A 16,450-nucleotide genomic window follows, 5' to 3' on the forward strand; every position below is an offset into this window, starting at 1 on the left:
AGGAGAGAGGCTTGACCTCGTGCTCGTACTCGTCGCCCCCGGACAGGGTGCCCAGACGCCCGGATTCCTCGCCCCCTGGCTCGACCTCGACGGTGTGGCCGATCGGCTGCGCTGGTGGTCCGCCGTCACGGGCCTCGACCTGATCCACTACGGCACCAAGGCCGACGCGGACGAGATCCGGGACACGGCGGTGGCCCAGCCGCTGCTCGTCGCCTCGGGTCTGGTGGCCGCCCTGGCCCTGTTCCCGCACCCCTCCGACGCGTACCGCGTGGTCGGCGCCGCCGCCGGCCACAGCGTCGGCGAGCTGACCGCCGCCGCCGGCACCGGCGTGATCACCGCCGAGTCGGCGATGACCATCGTGCGCGAGCGCGGCAAGGCGATGGCCGCCGCCGCTGCCGTCACGCAGACCGGCATGAGCGCGGTGCTCGGCGGCGACCCGGAGACGGTGCTCGCCAAGATCGCCGAACACGGGCTCACCCCGGCGAACATGAACGGTGCCGGCCAGATCGTCGCGGCCGGCACCCTGGAGCAGCTCGCCGCGTTCGCCGCCGACCCGCCGGAGAAGGCCCGCGTACGTCCGCTGTCGGTGGCCGGCGCCTTCCACACCGAGCACATGGCCTCCGCGGTGGACCGGCTCGCCGAGCTGGTCCCGGGCGTCACCGTGCGCGACCCGCGCACCCCGTTCATCTCCAACTCCGACGGCGCCGTGCTGCACGACGGCCGCGAAGTGGTCGGGCGGCTGGTCACCCAGGTCTCCAACCCGGTGCGCTGGGACCTGTGCATGGAGACCATGAAGGACCTGGGCGTCACCGGTCTGATCGAAGTGGCCCCGGCCGGCACCCTGACCGGTCTGGCCAAGCGCGCCCTGCCCGGCGTGGAGACGGTCGCCCTCAAGACCCCGGACGACCTGGAGGCGGCCCGCAAGCTGGTCGAGCGGCACGGCAGCCCCAGCGCGATCGACGCCTCGCCCACGTGGCGCCTGGTGGTCGCGCCGTTCAAGGGCATCATCGAACTCACCGACATCAAATCGGGCGACGCCCTCGTGCCCGGTGCCCGGGTCGCCACGGTGCGCTCGCACCGCGACGAGCAGAGCATCACCGTTCCGCATGGCGGCACCGTGGTCGAGTGGCTCGTCGAGGACGGCGACCCGGTCGCGCCCGGCATGCCGCTGTTGCGCATCCACCCGCAGAGCGCGCTGTGACACACGTCGCGACACCCGCTCCGCACCCGGCCGCGAACCCACCCGGCCTCGAACCCGTACGGGAGGACCACGCGTGACCGCTTCCATCACTCCCCGCGCCGGAGCCGCACACGCGCGCATCCTCGGCGTCGGTGGATACCGCCCGGCTCGGATCGTGCCCAACTCCGAACTGGTGGACCGGATCGACTCGTCCGACGAGTGGATCCAGACCCGTTCCGGGATCAGGACCCGGCGCTGGGCCTCCGCCGAGGAGACCGTCGCGGAGATGTCCATCGCCGCGGCGGGCAAGGCGCTCGCGCACGCCGGTCTGGACGCGTCGCAGGTGGGCTGCGTGATCGTCTCGACGGTCACGCACCTCAAGCAGACCCCGGCGATCGCGACCGAGATCGCGCACCGCCTGGGTGCGGGCGGCGGGCGGGCGGCGGCGTTCGACGTCTCCGCGGCCTGTGCCGGCTTCTGCTACGGCGTCTCGCTGGCCAGTGACATGGTCCGCGGCGGCAGTGCCGAGTACGTCCTGGTGATCGGGGTCGAGCGACTGAGCGACCTGACCAACCTGGCGGACCGCGGCACCGCGTTCATCTTCGGCGACGGCGCGGGCGCCGTGGTGATCGGTCCCTCGAACACGCCGGGCATCGGCCCGGTCGTGTGGGGTTCCGACGGCTCGCAGTCCGAGGCGATCACCCAGACCGTCGACTGGAACGAGCTGCGCGACCGGCCCGAGCAGGACTTCCCCACGCTCAAGATGGAGGGCCAGAAGGTCTTCCGGTGGGCCGTGTGGGAGATGGCCAAGGTCTGCGAGCAGGCGTTGGACGCGGCCGGCATCAAGGCCGAGGACCTGGACGCGTTCATCCCGCACCAGGCCAACATGCGCATCACCGACGCGATGATCAAGGCGCTGAAGCTGCCCGCCGAGGTGCCGGTCGCCCGCGACATCGCCGAGAACGGAAACACCTCCGCCGCGTCCATCCCGCTCGCCATGGAGCGCATGCTCGAAAGCGGCGAAGCGGTCAGCGGCGGAACCGCACTGATCATGGGATTCGGGGCCGGCCTCGTCTACGCGGGCCAGGTCATTACGCTTCCGTAGTCCCCCGTCGGTCCACGCCGGCGGACGAGCAACACATACGCAGTACCCGTCACCGCAGAAGATTCGAATCAAGGAGCAACATGGCTGCCAGCCAGGAAGAGGTCCTCGCGGGCCTCGCCGACATCGTGAACGAGATCGCCGGCGTCCCGCAGGACGAGGTCGAGCTGGACAAGTCCTTCATCGACGACCTGGACGTGGACTCGCTGTCGATGGTCGAGGTCGTCGTGGCGGCCGAGGAGAAGTTCGAGGTCAAGATCCCGGACGACGACGTCAAGGGCCTCAAGACCGTTCGCGACGCGGTGGACTACATCGTCAAGGCCGCCTAGGTCGGATGTAGCACCGGCCGTTTTCCGGGCCGGACCCGCGTCCGCGAGTCCGGCCCGGTCCGTCGCAGCCGCATCGGGCCCCGGCCCGCTCAGCCGCCGGATCCCCGAAACAACAGCGTGAGAGTGAGAAGACAGTGAAGTCGACCGAGCGCAACGACGCCGCGCGAACCGTGGTCGTCACCGGTCTGGGCGCGACCACGCCGGTCGGCGGCGATGTCGCGACCACGTGGTCCGCGCTGCTCGCGGGCACGTCCGGCGCGCGGGCGCTGACCGAGGAATGGGCCGCGGAGCTGCCGGTGACCTTCGCCGCGCGGATCGCCGTCGAGCCACTCGAGGTCATGCCCAAGGTCGAGGCGCGTCGCCTGGACCGTTCCGGCCAGTTCGCGATGATCGCCGCGCGCGAGGCCTGGCTGGACGCCGGCTACGCGGCGAAGAACACCGCGAACGAGGACGCCCCGGACGCGCTCGTGGTGGACCCGGTCCGCCTCGGTGTGGTCATCGCGTCCGGCATCGGCGGCGTGACCACCCTGCTCGACGCGTGGGACACCTTCCGCGAGAAGGGCCCGCGCCGGGTCGGCCCGCTCACCGTCCCGATGCTCATGCCCAACAGCCCGGCCGCCAACGTCGGCATCGAGCTGGGCGCGCGGGCCGGTGTGCACACCCCCGTCAGCGCGTGCGCCTCCGGCGCCGAGGCGGTCGCCTACGGCCTGGAGATGATCCGTTCCGGCCGCGCCGACGTGGTGGTCTGCGGCGGTACCGAGGCGGCGATCCACCCGCTGCCGATGGCCGCCTTCGCGAACATGATGGCGATGTCCAAGCGCAACGACGAGCCGCAGCGCGCGTCGCGCCCGTACGACAAGGGCCGCGACGGCTTCGTGATGGGCGAGGGCGCGGGCGTCCTGGTCCTGGAGAGCGCCGAACACGCGGCGGCCCGCGGAGCGCGCGTGTACGCCGAGGTCGCGGGCGCCGGACTCAGCTCCGACGGCCACCACATCGCCCAGCCCGAGCCGACCGGCCGCGACATCGCCCGGGCGATGGCCATGGCCCTGGCGGACGGCGCGATCGAGCCGGAGGAGGTCGTGCACGTCAACGCGCACGGCACCTCGACCCCGGCGGGCGACGTCACCGAACTCAAGGCGATCCGCGCCACGCTGGGCGACGCGGCGGCCGACAAGGTCACCGTCACCAGCACCAAGTCGATGACCGGCCACCTGCTCGGCGGCACCGGCGCGGTCGAGTCGGTCGCCTCGGTGCTCGCCCTGTACCACCGCACGGCGCCGCCCACGATCAACGTGGACGACCTCGACGACGAGGTCGACCTGGACGTCATCCGGGACGAGCCGCGCACCCTGCCCGACGGCAACGTCGTCGCCCTCAACAACTCGTTCGGCTTCGGCGGCCACAACGTCGTCGTCGCCTTCCGCACGTTCGGGTGACCCCCGAACTCCTTGCGCCGGCTCGCGACGCGTGCCGCCGGGCCGCACCATGCCCGGCGCGCGTGCCGCGGTCGGCAGGACGGACCAGACAGCCGTGACCGTGATGGACAACCGACCCGGCACCGAGGCCGCACCCGCGCCCACCGCCCGGCCCACCCGTCCGCACCGCGACGACGACCCGCGCAACCCGAGGCTGCGGCTGCGGAAGCTGGTGGATCCGGGTTCGTACGAGGAGATCTCGGCCTACGAGACCACCTCGGGCACGCTCGCCTGTGTCGGCACGATCAACGGCGCCCGAGTGGTGGCCTACGCGTCGGACCCCACCGTCCAGGGCGGGGCGATGGGCGAAGAGGGCTGCGCCATCGTGGTCGAGGCCTACGAGCGCGCGATGGCCGAGCAGGCGCCGATCATCGCGCTGTTCCACTCCGGCGGCGCCCGCCTCCAGGAGGGCGTGGCCGGCCTGCACGCGGTGGGCCGGATCTTCCACGCGATGACCATGGCCTCGGGTCGCATCCCGCAGATCTCGGTCGTGCTCGGCCCGGCCGCCGGCGGCGCGGCCTACGGCCCCGCGCTCACCGACATCGTGATCCTGGCACCCGAGGGCCGAATCTTCGTCACCGGCCCGGACGTGGTCCGCTCGGTCACCGGTGAGGACGTCGACGCGCTGCGCCTGGGCGGCCCCGAGCCGCACGGCCGGCGCAGCGGCGTCGTACACGTGGTCGCCGAGTCCGAGCAGGACGCGATCGACCGGGCCCGCGGCCTGGCCGACCTGCTGGCCAACCAGGGCGAGATCGACCCGGCCACCCTCGACCGCCGCGAACTGGGCGCGCTGCTGCCCGAGTCGGCCAAGCGCGCCTACGACGTGCACCCGATGGTCGACGGGCTGCTGGACGAGCCGGGCCAGGAACTGCACCCCAAGTGGGCGCCGAACATCGTCACCACACTCGGCCGGCTCGGCGGGCGCACCGTCGGCCTGGTCGCGAACAACCCGCTGCGGCTGGGCGGTTGCCTGGACTCGGCGTCGGCCGAGAAGGCCTCGCGCTTCGTACGCATGTGCGACGCGTTCGGCGTGCCGCTCGTGGTGGTCGTGGACGTGCCCGGTTACCTGCCCGGCGTGGGCCAGGAGTGGGACGGCGTGGTGCGCCGCGGCGCGAAGCTGCTGCACGCATTCGGCGAGTGCGTCGTGCCGCGCGTGACGATGATCACCCGCAAGGCGTACGGCGGGGCGTACATCGCGATGAACTCGCGCTCGCTGGGCGCGACTCGGGTACTGGCCTGGCCGACCGCCGAGGTCGCGGTGATGGGCGCGGTCGCCGCCGTGCGCATCCTGCACCGCCGCCGGCTCGCGGAGGTTCCGGACGAGCTGAAGCCGCAGGTCGAGTTGGAGCTGGCGGCCGAGCACGAGAAGGTCGCGGGCGGCCTGGACCGGGCGATCGAGATCGGCGTCGTGGACGAGGTGATCGACCCGGACGAGAGCCGGCTCGCGATCGCGAAGGCGATCGCCGCCGCCCCGCAAACCCGCGGCGCACACGGCAACATCCCGCTCTAGGTTCCGTCCGCGGATCTCGGTCCGCACCCGGCACCCGGTACTTGCGCGGCCCCGATGGGCCCGAAGGCGGAGACGCGTGGGGCCCTTCCGGATGATTCGGAGGGGCCCCACGCGTCGGTATGTCTATACGTATGTCTTCTCCCCGGCCGCTCCGGCCGCCGTCGCAGGCCCGCCTGCCACGCTCAGACCACCTGGTGCAACCAGCGCACCGGCGTGCCCTCCCCCGCGTAGCGGAAGGGCTCCAACTCGTCGTCCCACGGCTTGCCGAGCAGCTTCTCCACCTCGGAACGCAGGTCGACCTCGCCGCGCGCCGCCCGACCGAGCACCGCGCGCAGCCGATCCTCAGGGATCAGGATGTCGCCGTGCGCCCCCGTGACCGCGTGGAAGATGCCGAGGTCGGGGGTGTTGCTGTAGCGCTCCCCCTCGGCGTTGGCCGAGGGCTCCTCGGTGGCCTCGAAGCGCAGCAGGTGCCACCCGCGCAGCGCCGAGGCCAGGCGCGACGCAGTACCGGGCGCGCCCTGCCAGGACAGCTCGGCCCGCAACATGCCGGGCGCCACCGGCTGGCGGACCCAGTCAAGACTCACGCGCACGCCAAGAACGCCCGCTGCGGCCCACTCGACGTGCGGGCACAGCGCACGCGGCGCGGAGTGCACGTACAGAACTCCACGTGTCGTCACCGGGACCTCCAGGCTTCAAGGACGAGGTTCGCCTTCCCCAGCGGCCTCAACCCTTGTCTCGGACTGCCTGTTCGAATCCCGGTCTTCCATTGTGCCCCACGGACCACGGATGTACCACAGGCACCAGTTGCTGTCCGTAATCACATGTGGGCAATTGTCCGATGCGAAGGAACAATTCGTTACTCACCGTCTCGGAATGGTGAGCCACTGCACTCAACGTGCCCGGCCGTCGACAACGCCACTCCCGGCAGTGTCGGCCTTCACACGAAGGAGTGACGTACCGTCGATGGACATCGTCGTGTCGATGCTAGGGGTCGGAGGGGGCGGCGTGGGTGGGAAACGACGAGTAGGGGTGGCAACCGCGACGATGGTCGTGACCTTGTTGACGCTGTCCTCCTGTAACGACTCGGCCGGGGGCGACAGTGCCGCGCCGGCCGCGGTCGGGGCCGACCAGGCGGCCGAGCCGAGCGGGGGGAAGACCGGCAAGCCCGGCAACCCGAGCGCGTCCGAACAGCCCAACGGAAAGGCGCTCGTGCCCACTCCGGACGCGCCGGCGACCGCGACCGCCCCGCCGCGGCCGCGCTCGATGGCGGCCCTGGGCGACTCGATCACCCGCGGCTTCGACTCGTGCTCGCCGCTGCGGGACTGCCCGGAAAAGTCCTGGGCCACCGGCACCTCGGCCGACGTGAACAGTCACGCCAAGCGGTTGGGACTGCCCGCGGACGCGGTGTTCAACAACGCCGAGACCGGCGCCCGGATGGCGGATCTGGCCGGCCAGGCCCGCGAGGCGGTCCGGGAGCGGGCCGATTACGTGACGATCCTGATGGGTGCCAACGACGCGTGCCGCCGCACCGAGGCCGAGATGACCTCGCCGGGCACGTTCGAGAGCCAGTTCCGCGACGCGCTGTCGGTGTTGCGCGAGGGGTTGCCGCACGCGCGGGTGCTCGTGGTCAGCGTGCCGGACCTGGGTCGGATGTGGGAGACCGGCCACGACGAGATGGTGGCCCGCACGGTGTGGTCGGTGGCGAACGTGTGCCAGACGATGCTGGAGGACCCGCAGTCGGCCAAGCCCGCCGCGCTGGACCGCCGACAGCGGGTGCGCGACCGGGTCACCGCCTACAACGCGAAGCTCCGCGAGGTGTGTTCGTCCTGGTCCAACTGCCGCTACGACGGCGGCGTCGTGAACACCCAGCGGTTCGGCAAGAACGACGTCAGCCACTGGGACTGGTTCCACCCCAGCGTGGCCGGTCAGCGCACGCTCGCGGAGGTGACGTCCCGCCAGGGATATACATGGGGATAGCCCATATGAGTGATTTCTCTCCCGGAATCCCCGGCGAGCCCGCTAAACTCTCACTCGACTACGGAATAGAGTCGCTCGACGACACACAGCGACGAACCATGGTGACGAAAGCAGCCGACCGGGACATACGACGCGAGAACACACACTGCGAGACGCCGACCTGAATGGGTGGGGCGGGTGGGACTCGAACCCACGGCCAGAGGATTATGAGTCCCCTGCTCTAACCAGCTGAGCTACCGCCCCTCGCCGTCCGCTGCCGGACAACCTGAGGCAGCATAACCGGTCAGGCACGACCATCGCCCGGGGGGATCCTCGCGAGCGTGGTCTCATCCTGCCCGAAAGTGTTCGCTTCCCGTCCCCGGGTCGCACCGGGGCCGGCGCGCGCCAGGTCCGCCGCCGAACGGGTCGAACGCCGCGATTCGCGCACCGCTCGCCCGCCGCGCCGGCCGGGCCGCCGGTCAGGCCAGCAGCGGCGCCAACCGCGAGCACAGCGTGGTCACATGGGTGCGCACCATCTCCTCGCCCATGCCGCTCAGCGAGGCGAAGAACCACACCGTCTCGATCGGTGTATCGGCCACGTACGCCCGAATCTCGCGCGCCCCGTCCTCGGGCGTCGCGTGCAGGAAGTGGCCGGGTGCCGCGGACAGCCCCCGCGCCCGCCACCGGTCCGGGTCGATCGGGCGCGGCGGTGCGGCGTCGGTGCCCTCGACCGCGTAGCGGTGGTAGCCGTCCCACTGGTGCGCCAGGTGCCGGGAGACCACCGGCCAGTCCCGGTCGGGATCCTCGGTGATCCAGCCGTTCAGCAGTCCGGCCATCCGGGCGCCCGCCGGGTCGTGGCCCGCCTCGCGCAGTCCGGCCAGGTAGGGCGCGGCCATCGCCGGGTTCGCGGTGAGCAGCGATTCGCCGAGCAGTCCGGCCCGGCGTGCGCCCTGCGGCCCCTGGTAGCCGAGCCAGATCCGCGGCCGGCGCTGGACCGGGGCCGGCGTGATGGTCCCGCTCTCCCACAACCGGCGAATCTCGCGGGCGCTCGCGTCGGTGGCCGCGAACCGGGTCCTGAGCAACTCGGTCCGGTCGAAGAGGTCGTACTCGGGCTGCCGATATCCGGTACCGATGCCCAGCTCCAGCCGGCCGCCGCCGATCAGGTCCACGATCGCGGCTTCCTCGGCCAGGTGCGCCGGGTGGCGCAGCGGCGCGATGGTGACGCCGGTGCCGATCCGGGCCCGCCGGGTGCGCGCGGCAATCGCGGCGGCCAGGGTGAGCGGCTGGCTGAGGTAGCCGTCCTCGAAGCCGTGGTGTTCGGTGGTCCAGATCGAGTGCACCCCGAGCCGGTCCGCCTCCTCGCACAGTTCCAGGGTGAAGGCGTACAGCCGGGACCAGTCCTGCCGCCACTCGACCGGATTGCGCAGGTCCAGGTAGATGCCGACGTTGACCACGCGACGCTCCCCACGGGTGGGTGCCCGGATGGGCTGACCCGGGGCGTCGCCTCGGTCGGCCATCTGACACGGTGATATCTGACTGATCGTCAGCTTACGGAGGCAGCATGTCCGACCCGATCACCACCCGGCTGGATCGCCTGGAGGCGCACGAGCAGATCCGCCAACTCGCCGCCCGCTACGCGCTCGCGCTGGACAGTCGGGACGTGCCGGCGCTGGCCGCACTGTTCGTGGACGACGTGCGCACGGGTGACGGCGGGGTCGGTCGGGATGCGCTGGCCCGATGGTTCGACCCGGTACTGCGCCCGTACGGGATCACGTTTCACCTGATCGGGAACCACGTGATCGACCTGGTGGACGAGGATCACGCCACCGGGATGGTCTACTGCCGCCCCGAACACGAGGTGGGCGACCTGTGGGTGGTGATGCCGATGCAGTATCTGGACCGCTACGAACGGCGGGACGGGCAGTGGTACTTCCGCAGCCGCAAGCCCCGGGTGTTCTACGCGGCGGACGTCCTGGAGCATCCGCTGTCCGTGCCCGACCGGTTCCATTTCCCGAACAACCCGATGATCACGGACGCCCGACTCCCGCAGGCGTGGCCCTCGTGGCAGGAGTTCTGGGCCCGCACCGGGAGCGAATGAGCAGGCCCCCACAACGCACGAGCGCCCGCCGGATGGACCCGGCGGGCGCTCGTGATGGCTCCCGCAATTGGACTCGAACCAATAACCTGCCGGTTAACAGCCGGCTGCTCTGCCAATTGAGCTATGCGGGATTGCGTTGGACCGTGTGGCGGTCGCTGCGTGGAATACATTAGCGCATTCCCGGGGGTGGCCCGCACCAGGGTTTTTCCGGTAGGACCTCACAGGTTGCCCACGCACCGCGCCCGGGTAGGCGCTGACGTGCACGGGCGGGACACACGACCGCGGAGGACATCATGATCAACAAGCTCACCTTCGTCACCGGCCTCGCCATCGGCTACGTCCTGGGGACGAAGGCCGGGCGGGAGCGGTACGAACAGATCCGGAAGTTGTCCGGCACGGTGGCGGGCAGCCCGCCCGCCCGCAAGGCCGGGCAGGCGGCGGCCGGACTCGGCCGCGAGGCCGGCGTCAAGGCCGGTCGGGCGATCGGCGACCACCTGCCCGAGCGGGTGGGACGACACCTGCCGGACCGGTTCGGCCGACACCACACGAATGGCACGTCGGTGACCACCTCGCGCTACGGACAGGGGCTGTAACGGCCCGCGGCAGCGGATGAACGGGCTGCGGACCGGGTTCGTGGCGACCCCGGGCAGCTCGCGTGGAGGTTTTCGGGTACCCACGGTCGGCGGCGTCGGCGGGGTGGGTCGGACACCGGGTTTGCCCGGTGCCGGCCCGCCCCGCCGGCGCCGGCATCCGCCGTCCGGTCATCCCCTGCGGTGGCGCCCACCCACCTCCGCGCCCTCGCGCGGCGGCGGCACCGCGCCCGGGTGCAGCCGATCGCGCACCTCGCGGTACTGCGCCCGGACCGCGTCGCCGAGTCCGAGTTCCTCCTCGGCGGGTTCCGCGAAGGCGCCGACACCCGAGGGCCACGCCGGCAGCGCCCCGAACAGCGCCCACGCGGCCTGACGGGCCGCGCCCTGGGCCACGAAGCGTCCGGCGAGCGACGCCGCGGGCACCGCGGTGGGCAGTCCGAGCAGGGCCGGCGCGATCGTGGACACCGCGGCCGAGCGGGCGCCGGGGCCGACCAGGATCACCCGGTCCACCGCCACGTCCCGATCGCGCAGCACGTCCAGTGCGTCCGAGATGCCGCACAACATGCCCTCCACCGAGGCCCGGGCCAGTGCCGCCGGTGTCATGCTCTCCCGGCGCAGCCCGGTGAGCGTGCCCGCCGCGTGCGGCAGGTCGGGAATCTGCTCGCCGTCGAGGTAGGGCACCAGGACCAGTCCGCACGCACCCGGCGTGCACTCCAGCGCGACCCGGTCGAACTCGTCGGCGTCCAACCCCAGCATCGTCGCGGTCCCGCGCAGCACCCGGGCCGCGTTGAGGGTGCGCGCCAGCGGCAGGTGCCGCCCGGTGGCGTCGGCGTAGGAGGAGACCACGCCGGTGGGATCGGCCACCGACACCGGATGCGGCGCGAACGCGGTGCCGGTGGTGCCGATGGCGACCACCACGTCGCCGTCGGACAACCCCGCGCCCAGTGCCAGCGCCGCCTCGGCGCCGGTGCCGGCCGAGACCAGGACGCCTTCGGGGGTGTGTCCCGCGACGCCGCCCGGCGGCAGCACGATCGGCGTGCGCGGCACCCGACCGATGGCCAGGTGCAGCAGGTCGGCACGCCACTCTCCCGTGGTGGCGTAGTAGCCGGTGGTGGAGGCGTCCGCGCGGTCGGTGACCGGGTCCGGCGGGCAGCCGAGCAGTTGCCAGGTGACCCAGTCGTGCGGCAGCAGCACGGAGGCGATCCGGGTCACCGCCTCGGGTTCGAACCGGGCGAATCGGCGCAGTTGGGCGATCGCCGACGACGAGCCCGGCACCGAGCCGGTCGCGGCGGTCCATGCGGCCGGCCCGCCGAGTGCGTCGACGAGGTCCGCGGCGGCCCCGGAGGCGCCGGGGTCGTCCCCGGGCAGCGGATGCCCCAGGATCACACCCTGGGCGTCCAGCGGGACCGCGCCGTGGTTCTGCGCGGCCACCGCGATCGCCGCCACGCCGTCGAGGAGGCCGCCCGCCGCGGCCTCGCCGAAGGCGCGCAACCACGCGCCCGGCGTGGTCGCCGCGCCCTCGGCGTACGCGGCGCGCCCCTGGCGCAGGGGCGTACCGGTCGCGGCGTCGCAGACGAGGATGCGCAACTGTCGCGCTGAGCAGTGCACCCCGGCGACGAGGGTGGGTGTCGGGCTTGTCGGCATGGGCGAATTCTGACAGCAGACGACCGACGACAACCGGTCTCCGGGTCACAACGATCGAGGATCAGTCCAGATAGCCTCGCAGTTGCTCCGAGTAGGACCGTTCGCGAAGTCGGGACAGCGTGCGCGACTCGATCTGGCGGATGCGCTCGCGGGTCACCCCGAAGACCCGGCCGATCTCCTCCAGCGTGTGCGGTTCGCCGTCGGCCAGCCCGTAGCGCAGTTGCACCACCCGGCGTTCGCGGTCGCCCAGCGTGGACAGCAGCGCCTCCAGGTGTTCGCGCAACATCAGGGACGCGGCGGCCTCGGCCGGGGAGGTCGCGTCGGTGTCCTCGACGATGTCCCCGAGCAGCACCTCGTCCTCGCCGACGGGGGTGTGCAGGGACACCGGCTCCTGGGCCAGCCGCAGGATCTCGGTGACCCGCTCGGCGGTCAGGTCGAGCACCTCGCCGACGTCCTCGGCGGTGGGCTCCTCGCCGCGTTCCTGGAGCAGTCGGCGCTGCACCCGGATCACCCGGTTGATCAGTTCGACCACGTGGACCGGGACCCGGATGGTGCGCGCCTGGTCGGCCAGCGCCCGGCTGATCGCCTGGCGGATCCACCAGGTCGCGTAGGTGGAGAACTTGTAGCCGCGGGTGTAGTCGAACTTCTCCACCGCCCGGATCAGGCCCAGATTGCCCTCCTGGACCAGGTCGAGCAGGCCCAGGCCGCGCCCGACGTAGCGCTTGGCGATCGAGACGACCAGGCGCAGGTTGGCCTCGATCAGCCGGCGCTTGGCCCGTTCGCCGTCCTGGACCAGGGTGGTCAGCGCGTCGCGGACGGCCGGGTCGGCGGGCGGGTCGTCGAGCAGGCGTTCCCCGGCGAACAGGCCGGCCTCGACCCGACGGGCCAGGTCCACCTCGTCCGCGGCGCTCAGCAGCGGCACCCGGCCGATCTCGCGCAGGTATTGCCGCAGCAGGTCGGCGGACGAGCCGCCGGACTCCGTGGTGCGCGGGGCGTCCCGGGGGGCATCGGCGGCGGCCGGTCGCTCGACGTCTTCGGCCGTGGCCGGTGCGGGTGGCGCGGTTCCTGGGGTGACGTACTCCGTGAGGACGGTGGCCGGGCCCGGTTCAGGCTCATCCGTCCGATCCGTATGGGTGGGGTCTCCGCCGGGCGTTTTCCCCCCTCTGGTGTGCCGATGCACCTTCCCCAGTCTGCTGTACGAGGGGGCCTGTAGCCGAGAGTCCGGCGCGGAAATCTCGCCGGCCCCAAGGCGATTCGAGCGATCGACGTGGCCCGATGGCCCGGGCGGGGGCCTTTTTCTGCCGGCCGGCGGCCGAACCGTCAGCCGCCCGGGGCGTACAGCGCCTCGGCGCCCCGGTCGACCAGGGCGCGCTTGTACGTCTCCAGCGTGTTCAACTCCTGCCAGACCAGCGCGTACTCGTCCGCGTCGCGGACCGGATCGATGCGCAGCAGGCGGGACTTGGCGTCCGCGATCCGGCGTTCGGCGGAGAACACCCGCAGGCGCACCAGGTTGCCGTCGGCGTAGGCCCGGTCCGGGTCGGCGGTGCGGTGCAGGCTCTCCACGGCCAGTTCGGTGACCATGTGCCGGACGACGTCGTCGGGTGCGGCCGTGCGCACCTCGGCGACCCAGTTCGCGGTCTGGGCAAGCTCGCAGCACACGCCGCCGGCGGCGGTGATCGCCGCACGCACGGCCGCGTACGGCGGCGCGGTGAACTCGTCGACCTCGTAGTGGTCGAACGCCGGCGCCACCAGCGCGGGAGTCTGCAACGCGAGCTTGAGCACCTCGCGTTGCACGGCCTGGCACATGTCGCGCGGGTCCGGTCGGAAGCCGGCCGGTCGTTGCGGAGCCTGCGGTTGCCGGCCGGGCTGTGCCGGGACCTGGCCCTGGTGGGCGCCCCGCTCGCCGCGCGCGGCGCGCTCGCGCTGCCACCGGTTGACCTGGGCGACCCGGGCGACCACGAACCGCTCGTCCAGGAAGCCGAGCATGGAGTCGAGCCGGACCGCGTAGGTGTGCCGCAGGGCCTGGTCCTTGATGCCCGCGATGACCGGCGCGGCCGCGTCCAAGGCGGCCACCCGGCCCTCGGCGGTGGACAGGTCGTGGCCCTCGATCCGGGACTTGATGGCGAACTCGAACAGCGGGACGCGCGCGTCGATCAGAGCGAGCACGGCCTCGTCGCCGTGTGCCAGGCGCAGGTCGCACGGGTCCAGGCCGCGCGGCTCGACCGCGACGAAGGTGCGGGTGACGAACTTTTGGTCCTCCTCGAACGCCCGCAGCGCGGCCTTTTGGCCCGCCGCGTCGCCGTCGAAGGTGAAGATCACCTCGCCGCGGAACTCGCCGGAGTCCATCAGCAGCCGGCGCAGCACCTTGATGTGCTCGTCGCCGAAGGAGGTGCCGCACGTGGCGATCGCGGTGCCGGCTCCGGCGAGGTGGCAGGCCATCACGTCGGTGTAGCCCTCGACGATGACCGCCCGACCGGATTTGGCGATCTCCTTCTTGGCCAGGTCCAGGCCGTAGAGCACCTGGGACTTCTTGTAGATCGGCGTCTCGGGGGTGTTCAGGTATTTGGGGCCGTTGTCGTCGTCGTAGAGCTTGCGCGCGCCGAAGCCGATCACGTCGCCGGTGATGTCGCGGATGGGCCAGATCAGCCGGCCCCGGAAGCGGTCCATCGGACCGTTGCGGCCCTCGCTGGCCAGGCCGCCTTCGAGCATCTCCTGCGGGGTGAAGCCCTTGCCGCGCAGAAATCGCACCAGGTTCTCCCAGCCCTTGGGCGCGTAGCCGAGCCCGAACCTTTCGGCGGCGTCCTGCTCGAAGCCGCGGTCGGCGAGGAATTGGCGGGCGGTCTGGGCCTCGGGGCTGCCGAGCTGATCGGCGAACCAGCGTGCGGCGATCTTGTGCGCCTCGACCAGGCGGGTGCGCCGGCCCTGTTGGCGGCCGGGTGTGTAGCCGCCCTCCTCGTAGCGCAGCTCGATGCCGTACTGCTGGGCCAGCCGCTCCACGGTCTCCGAGAACGTGGTGTGGTCCAGGCGCATGACGAAGTCGAGAACGTCGCCGCCTTCGCCGCAGCCGAAGCAGTACCAGAGGTTCTTCGCCGGGCTGACCTGGAAGGACGGGGACTTCTCGTCATGGAAGGGGCACAGCCCCTTGAAGTTTCCTCCGCCCGCGTTGCGCAGTTGCAGGTGTTGTTCGGCGATCTCCGCGATGCGTGCCGTCTCGCGGACCCGCCTGACGTCTTCCTCACGGATACGGCCGGCCACGATCGTCGAGTCTACGGGGCCGCGCGGTGGGTGGCGGCGCCGACCGGGCGGCTCACCGCGAGCCCAGCGCGGCGTGCAGGGTGATCGCGGCGCGGTCGGTGAGCGAGGCGACCTGGTCGACGACCACCCGCAGTCGGGCCGCGTCGTCCGCGGCCTCGGCCCAGTCCTCGCGCAGTGACGCGTCCAGGACCTCGGGGCCGCCGGCCACGAGCAGTTCGACCAGTTCGGTGATCACCGCGCGTTGGCGCTCGCGCAGTCGATCGGCGCCCTCGCGGGCCATCACGTAGCGCGCGGTGACCGCCTTGAGCACGGCGCATTCGAGCCGGATGTCGCGCGGGACGATCAGGTCGGCGGCGTAGCGGGCGACCGGGGCGGTGCCGTACAGCTCGCGGGTGGCGTGTTCGGCGGCCAGGCAGAAGCGGCCGATCAGACCGCTGGTGGCGTTCTTGAGCCGGGCCTGGGCCCGGCGCGAGCCGTCGTAGCCCACCGGCCAGAAGTCGAGCGCGAGCAGGCGGTCCAGCGCCTCGCCGAGTTCGTCGGCCGCGCAGTCGGGGCGGTAGCGGCGCACGGTGAGGTCGAGCAGTTCGCGGCGTTCGCCGGCGTCGCGCAGTCGGACCAGGTCGAGCCGGTGCGACTGCACCGCGTCCTCCAGGTCGTGCACCGAGTAGGCGACGTCGTCGGACCAGTCCATCACCTGGGCCTCCAGGCAACGGCGGTTCGGGTCGGCGCCGGCGCGCACCCACTCGAACACGGCCAGGTCGTCTTCGTAGGCGCCGTAGGAGTGGGTGTCCGGCCGGCGCGGCCACGGGTATTTGAGCACCGCGTCCAGCCCGGCGCGGGTCAGGTTCAGGCCCACACTGCGGCCGTCGGGGCCGAACGTCTTGGGTTCGAGCCGGGTGAGCAGGCGCAGGCTCTGGGCGTTGCCCTCGAAGCCGCCGCAGCTCTTGGCCGCCTCGTCCAAGGCGCGCTCGCCGTTGTGGCCGAACGGCGGGTGGCCCAGGTCGTGGGCCAGGCACGCGGTCTCCACCAGGTCCGGATCGCAGCCCAGCGCCTGGCCCAGCTCACGACCGATCTGGGCACATTCGAGCGAGTGGGTCAGCCGGGTGCGCGGGCTGTCCTGGCCCGCGGCGGCGGTCTCGCCGGGGACCACGACCTGGGTCTTGCCCGCGAGGCGGCGCAGCGCGGCCGAGTGCAGCACTCGGGCCCGGTCGCGCTCGAACGCGGTGCGCCCGGGCCGCTTGTTGGGTTCGGGGACCCACCGGGCGAGATCTTCGGCTGCGTAGTGGCCCCGCCCGGATCGATCTTCCACCC

General features: G+C 72.1%; 13 protein-coding genes, 2 tRNA genes and 1 pseudogene. 8 read left to right on the plus strand and 8 right to left on the minus strand.

From position 1 onward, the window contains the following. Positions 1-19 precede the first annotated feature (19 nt). The 5 genes and pseudogenes from ACZOOI_RS07760 to ACZOOI_RS07780 all read left to right on the plus strand — a co-directional run. Positions 20-955, plus strand: a pseudogene (locus tag ACZOOI_RS07760) (ACP S-malonyltransferase); the annotation flags it as partial. 319 nt (positions 956-1,274) lie between these two features. Beyond that, positions 1,275-2,285: a beta-ketoacyl-ACP synthase III gene (locus ACZOOI_RS07765; RefSeq protein ID WP_465280048.1), complete on the plus strand. Its 1,011-nt coding sequence runs from the start codon at positions 1,275-1,277 to the stop codon at positions 2,283-2,285. An 80-nt stretch (positions 2,286-2,365) separates the two neighbouring features. Continuing rightward, positions 2,366-2,611 carry an acyl carrier protein gene (locus tag ACZOOI_RS07770; RefSeq protein ID WP_391581416.1) on the plus strand — a complete coding sequence of 82 codons (246 nt, stop codon included), beginning with the start codon at positions 2,366-2,368 and terminating at the stop codon, positions 2,609-2,611. Between the two features lie 134 nt (positions 2,612-2,745). Beyond that, positions 2,746-4,047 (plus strand): beta-ketoacyl-ACP synthase II, encoded by a 1,302-nt coding sequence (gene fabF, locus ACZOOI_RS07775; protein WP_465280049.1) that lies wholly within the window; start codon positions 2,746-2,748, stop codon positions 4,045-4,047. A 103-nt stretch (positions 4,048-4,150) separates the two neighbouring features. After that, positions 4,151-5,596, plus strand: coding sequence for an acyl-CoA carboxylase subunit beta (locus ACZOOI_RS07780; protein ID WP_465281141.1), 1,446 nt, complete (start codon positions 4,151-4,153; stop codon positions 5,594-5,596). A 182-nt stretch (positions 5,597-5,778) separates the two neighbouring features. Here the strand turns inward: ACZOOI_RS07780 and ACZOOI_RS07785 are convergent, their stop codons facing one another. Then, positions 5,779-6,273: a DUF3145 domain-containing protein gene (locus ACZOOI_RS07785; protein ID WP_026218798.1), complete on the minus strand. Its 495-nt coding sequence runs from the start codon at positions 6,271-6,273 to the stop codon at positions 5,779-5,781. Between the two features lie 367 nt (positions 6,274-6,640). On the opposite strand from ACZOOI_RS07785, the gene ACZOOI_RS07790 reads away from it, so the two are divergent. Next, positions 6,641-7,573: an SGNH/GDSL hydrolase family protein gene (locus ACZOOI_RS07790; protein WP_465281142.1), complete on the plus strand. Its 933-nt coding sequence runs from the start codon at positions 6,641-6,643 to the stop codon at positions 7,571-7,573. 169 nt (positions 7,574-7,742) lie between these two features. Here the strand turns inward: ACZOOI_RS07790 and ACZOOI_RS07795 are convergent. Further along, a tRNA-Ile gene (locus ACZOOI_RS07795) sits at positions 7,743-7,816 on the minus strand. Positions 7,817-8,031: 215 nt separating this feature from the next. Then, a complete protein-coding gene (locus ACZOOI_RS07800; protein WP_465280050.1) occupies positions 8,032-9,006 on the minus strand; it encodes an LLM class flavin-dependent oxidoreductase in 975 nt (324 codons plus the stop codon). A 107-nt stretch (positions 9,007-9,113) separates the two neighbouring features. Between ACZOOI_RS07800 and ACZOOI_RS07805 the strand changes: the two genes are divergently transcribed. Then, complete coding sequence (locus ACZOOI_RS07805; RefSeq protein WP_465280051.1) at positions 9,114-9,650, plus strand: nuclear transport factor 2 family protein; 537 nt, start codon at positions 9,114-9,116, stop codon at positions 9,648-9,650. Between the two features lie 55 nt (positions 9,651-9,705). On the opposite strand, the gene ACZOOI_RS07810 is transcribed toward ACZOOI_RS07805, so the two are convergent. Next, positions 9,706-9,781 (minus strand) — tRNA-Asn (locus ACZOOI_RS07810). A 162-nt stretch (positions 9,782-9,943) separates the two neighbouring features. Between ACZOOI_RS07810 and ACZOOI_RS07815 the strand changes: the two genes are divergently transcribed. After that, positions 9,944-10,243 (plus strand): YtxH domain-containing protein, encoded by a 300-nt coding sequence (locus ACZOOI_RS07815; RefSeq protein WP_465280052.1) that lies wholly within the window; start codon positions 9,944-9,946, stop codon positions 10,241-10,243. A 168-nt stretch (positions 10,244-10,411) separates the two neighbouring features. On the opposite strand, the gene ACZOOI_RS07820 is transcribed toward ACZOOI_RS07815, so the two are convergent. From ACZOOI_RS07820 to ACZOOI_RS07835, 4 genes are all read right to left on the minus strand, one after another. Beyond that, positions 10,412-11,884, minus strand: a complete 1,473-nt coding sequence (locus ACZOOI_RS07820) for an FGGY-family carbohydrate kinase (RefSeq protein ID WP_465280053.1) — start codon at positions 11,882-11,884, stop codon at positions 10,412-10,414. Positions 11,885-11,945: 61 nt separating this feature from the next. Further along, positions 11,946-13,064 (minus strand): RNA polymerase sigma factor, encoded by a 1,119-nt coding sequence (locus tag ACZOOI_RS07825; RefSeq protein WP_465280054.1) that lies wholly within the window; start codon positions 13,062-13,064, stop codon positions 11,946-11,948. Positions 13,065-13,204: 140 nt separating this feature from the next. Next, positions 13,205-15,139 carry a DNA primase gene (gene dnaG / locus ACZOOI_RS07830; protein WP_465280055.1) on the minus strand — a complete coding sequence of 645 codons (1,935 nt, stop codon included), beginning with the start codon at positions 15,137-15,139 and terminating at the stop codon, positions 13,205-13,207. Between the two features lie 52 nt (positions 15,140-15,191). Further along, the gene (locus ACZOOI_RS07835; RefSeq protein WP_465280056.1) at positions 15,192-16,448 is read right to left on the minus strand and encodes a deoxyguanosinetriphosphate triphosphohydrolase; all 1,257 of its coding nucleotides are present in this window, start codon (positions 16,446-16,448) and stop codon (positions 15,192-15,194) included. Positions 16,449-16,450 lie beyond the last annotated feature (2 nt).

This window comes from Embleya sp. L77, from assembly GCF_055557415.1.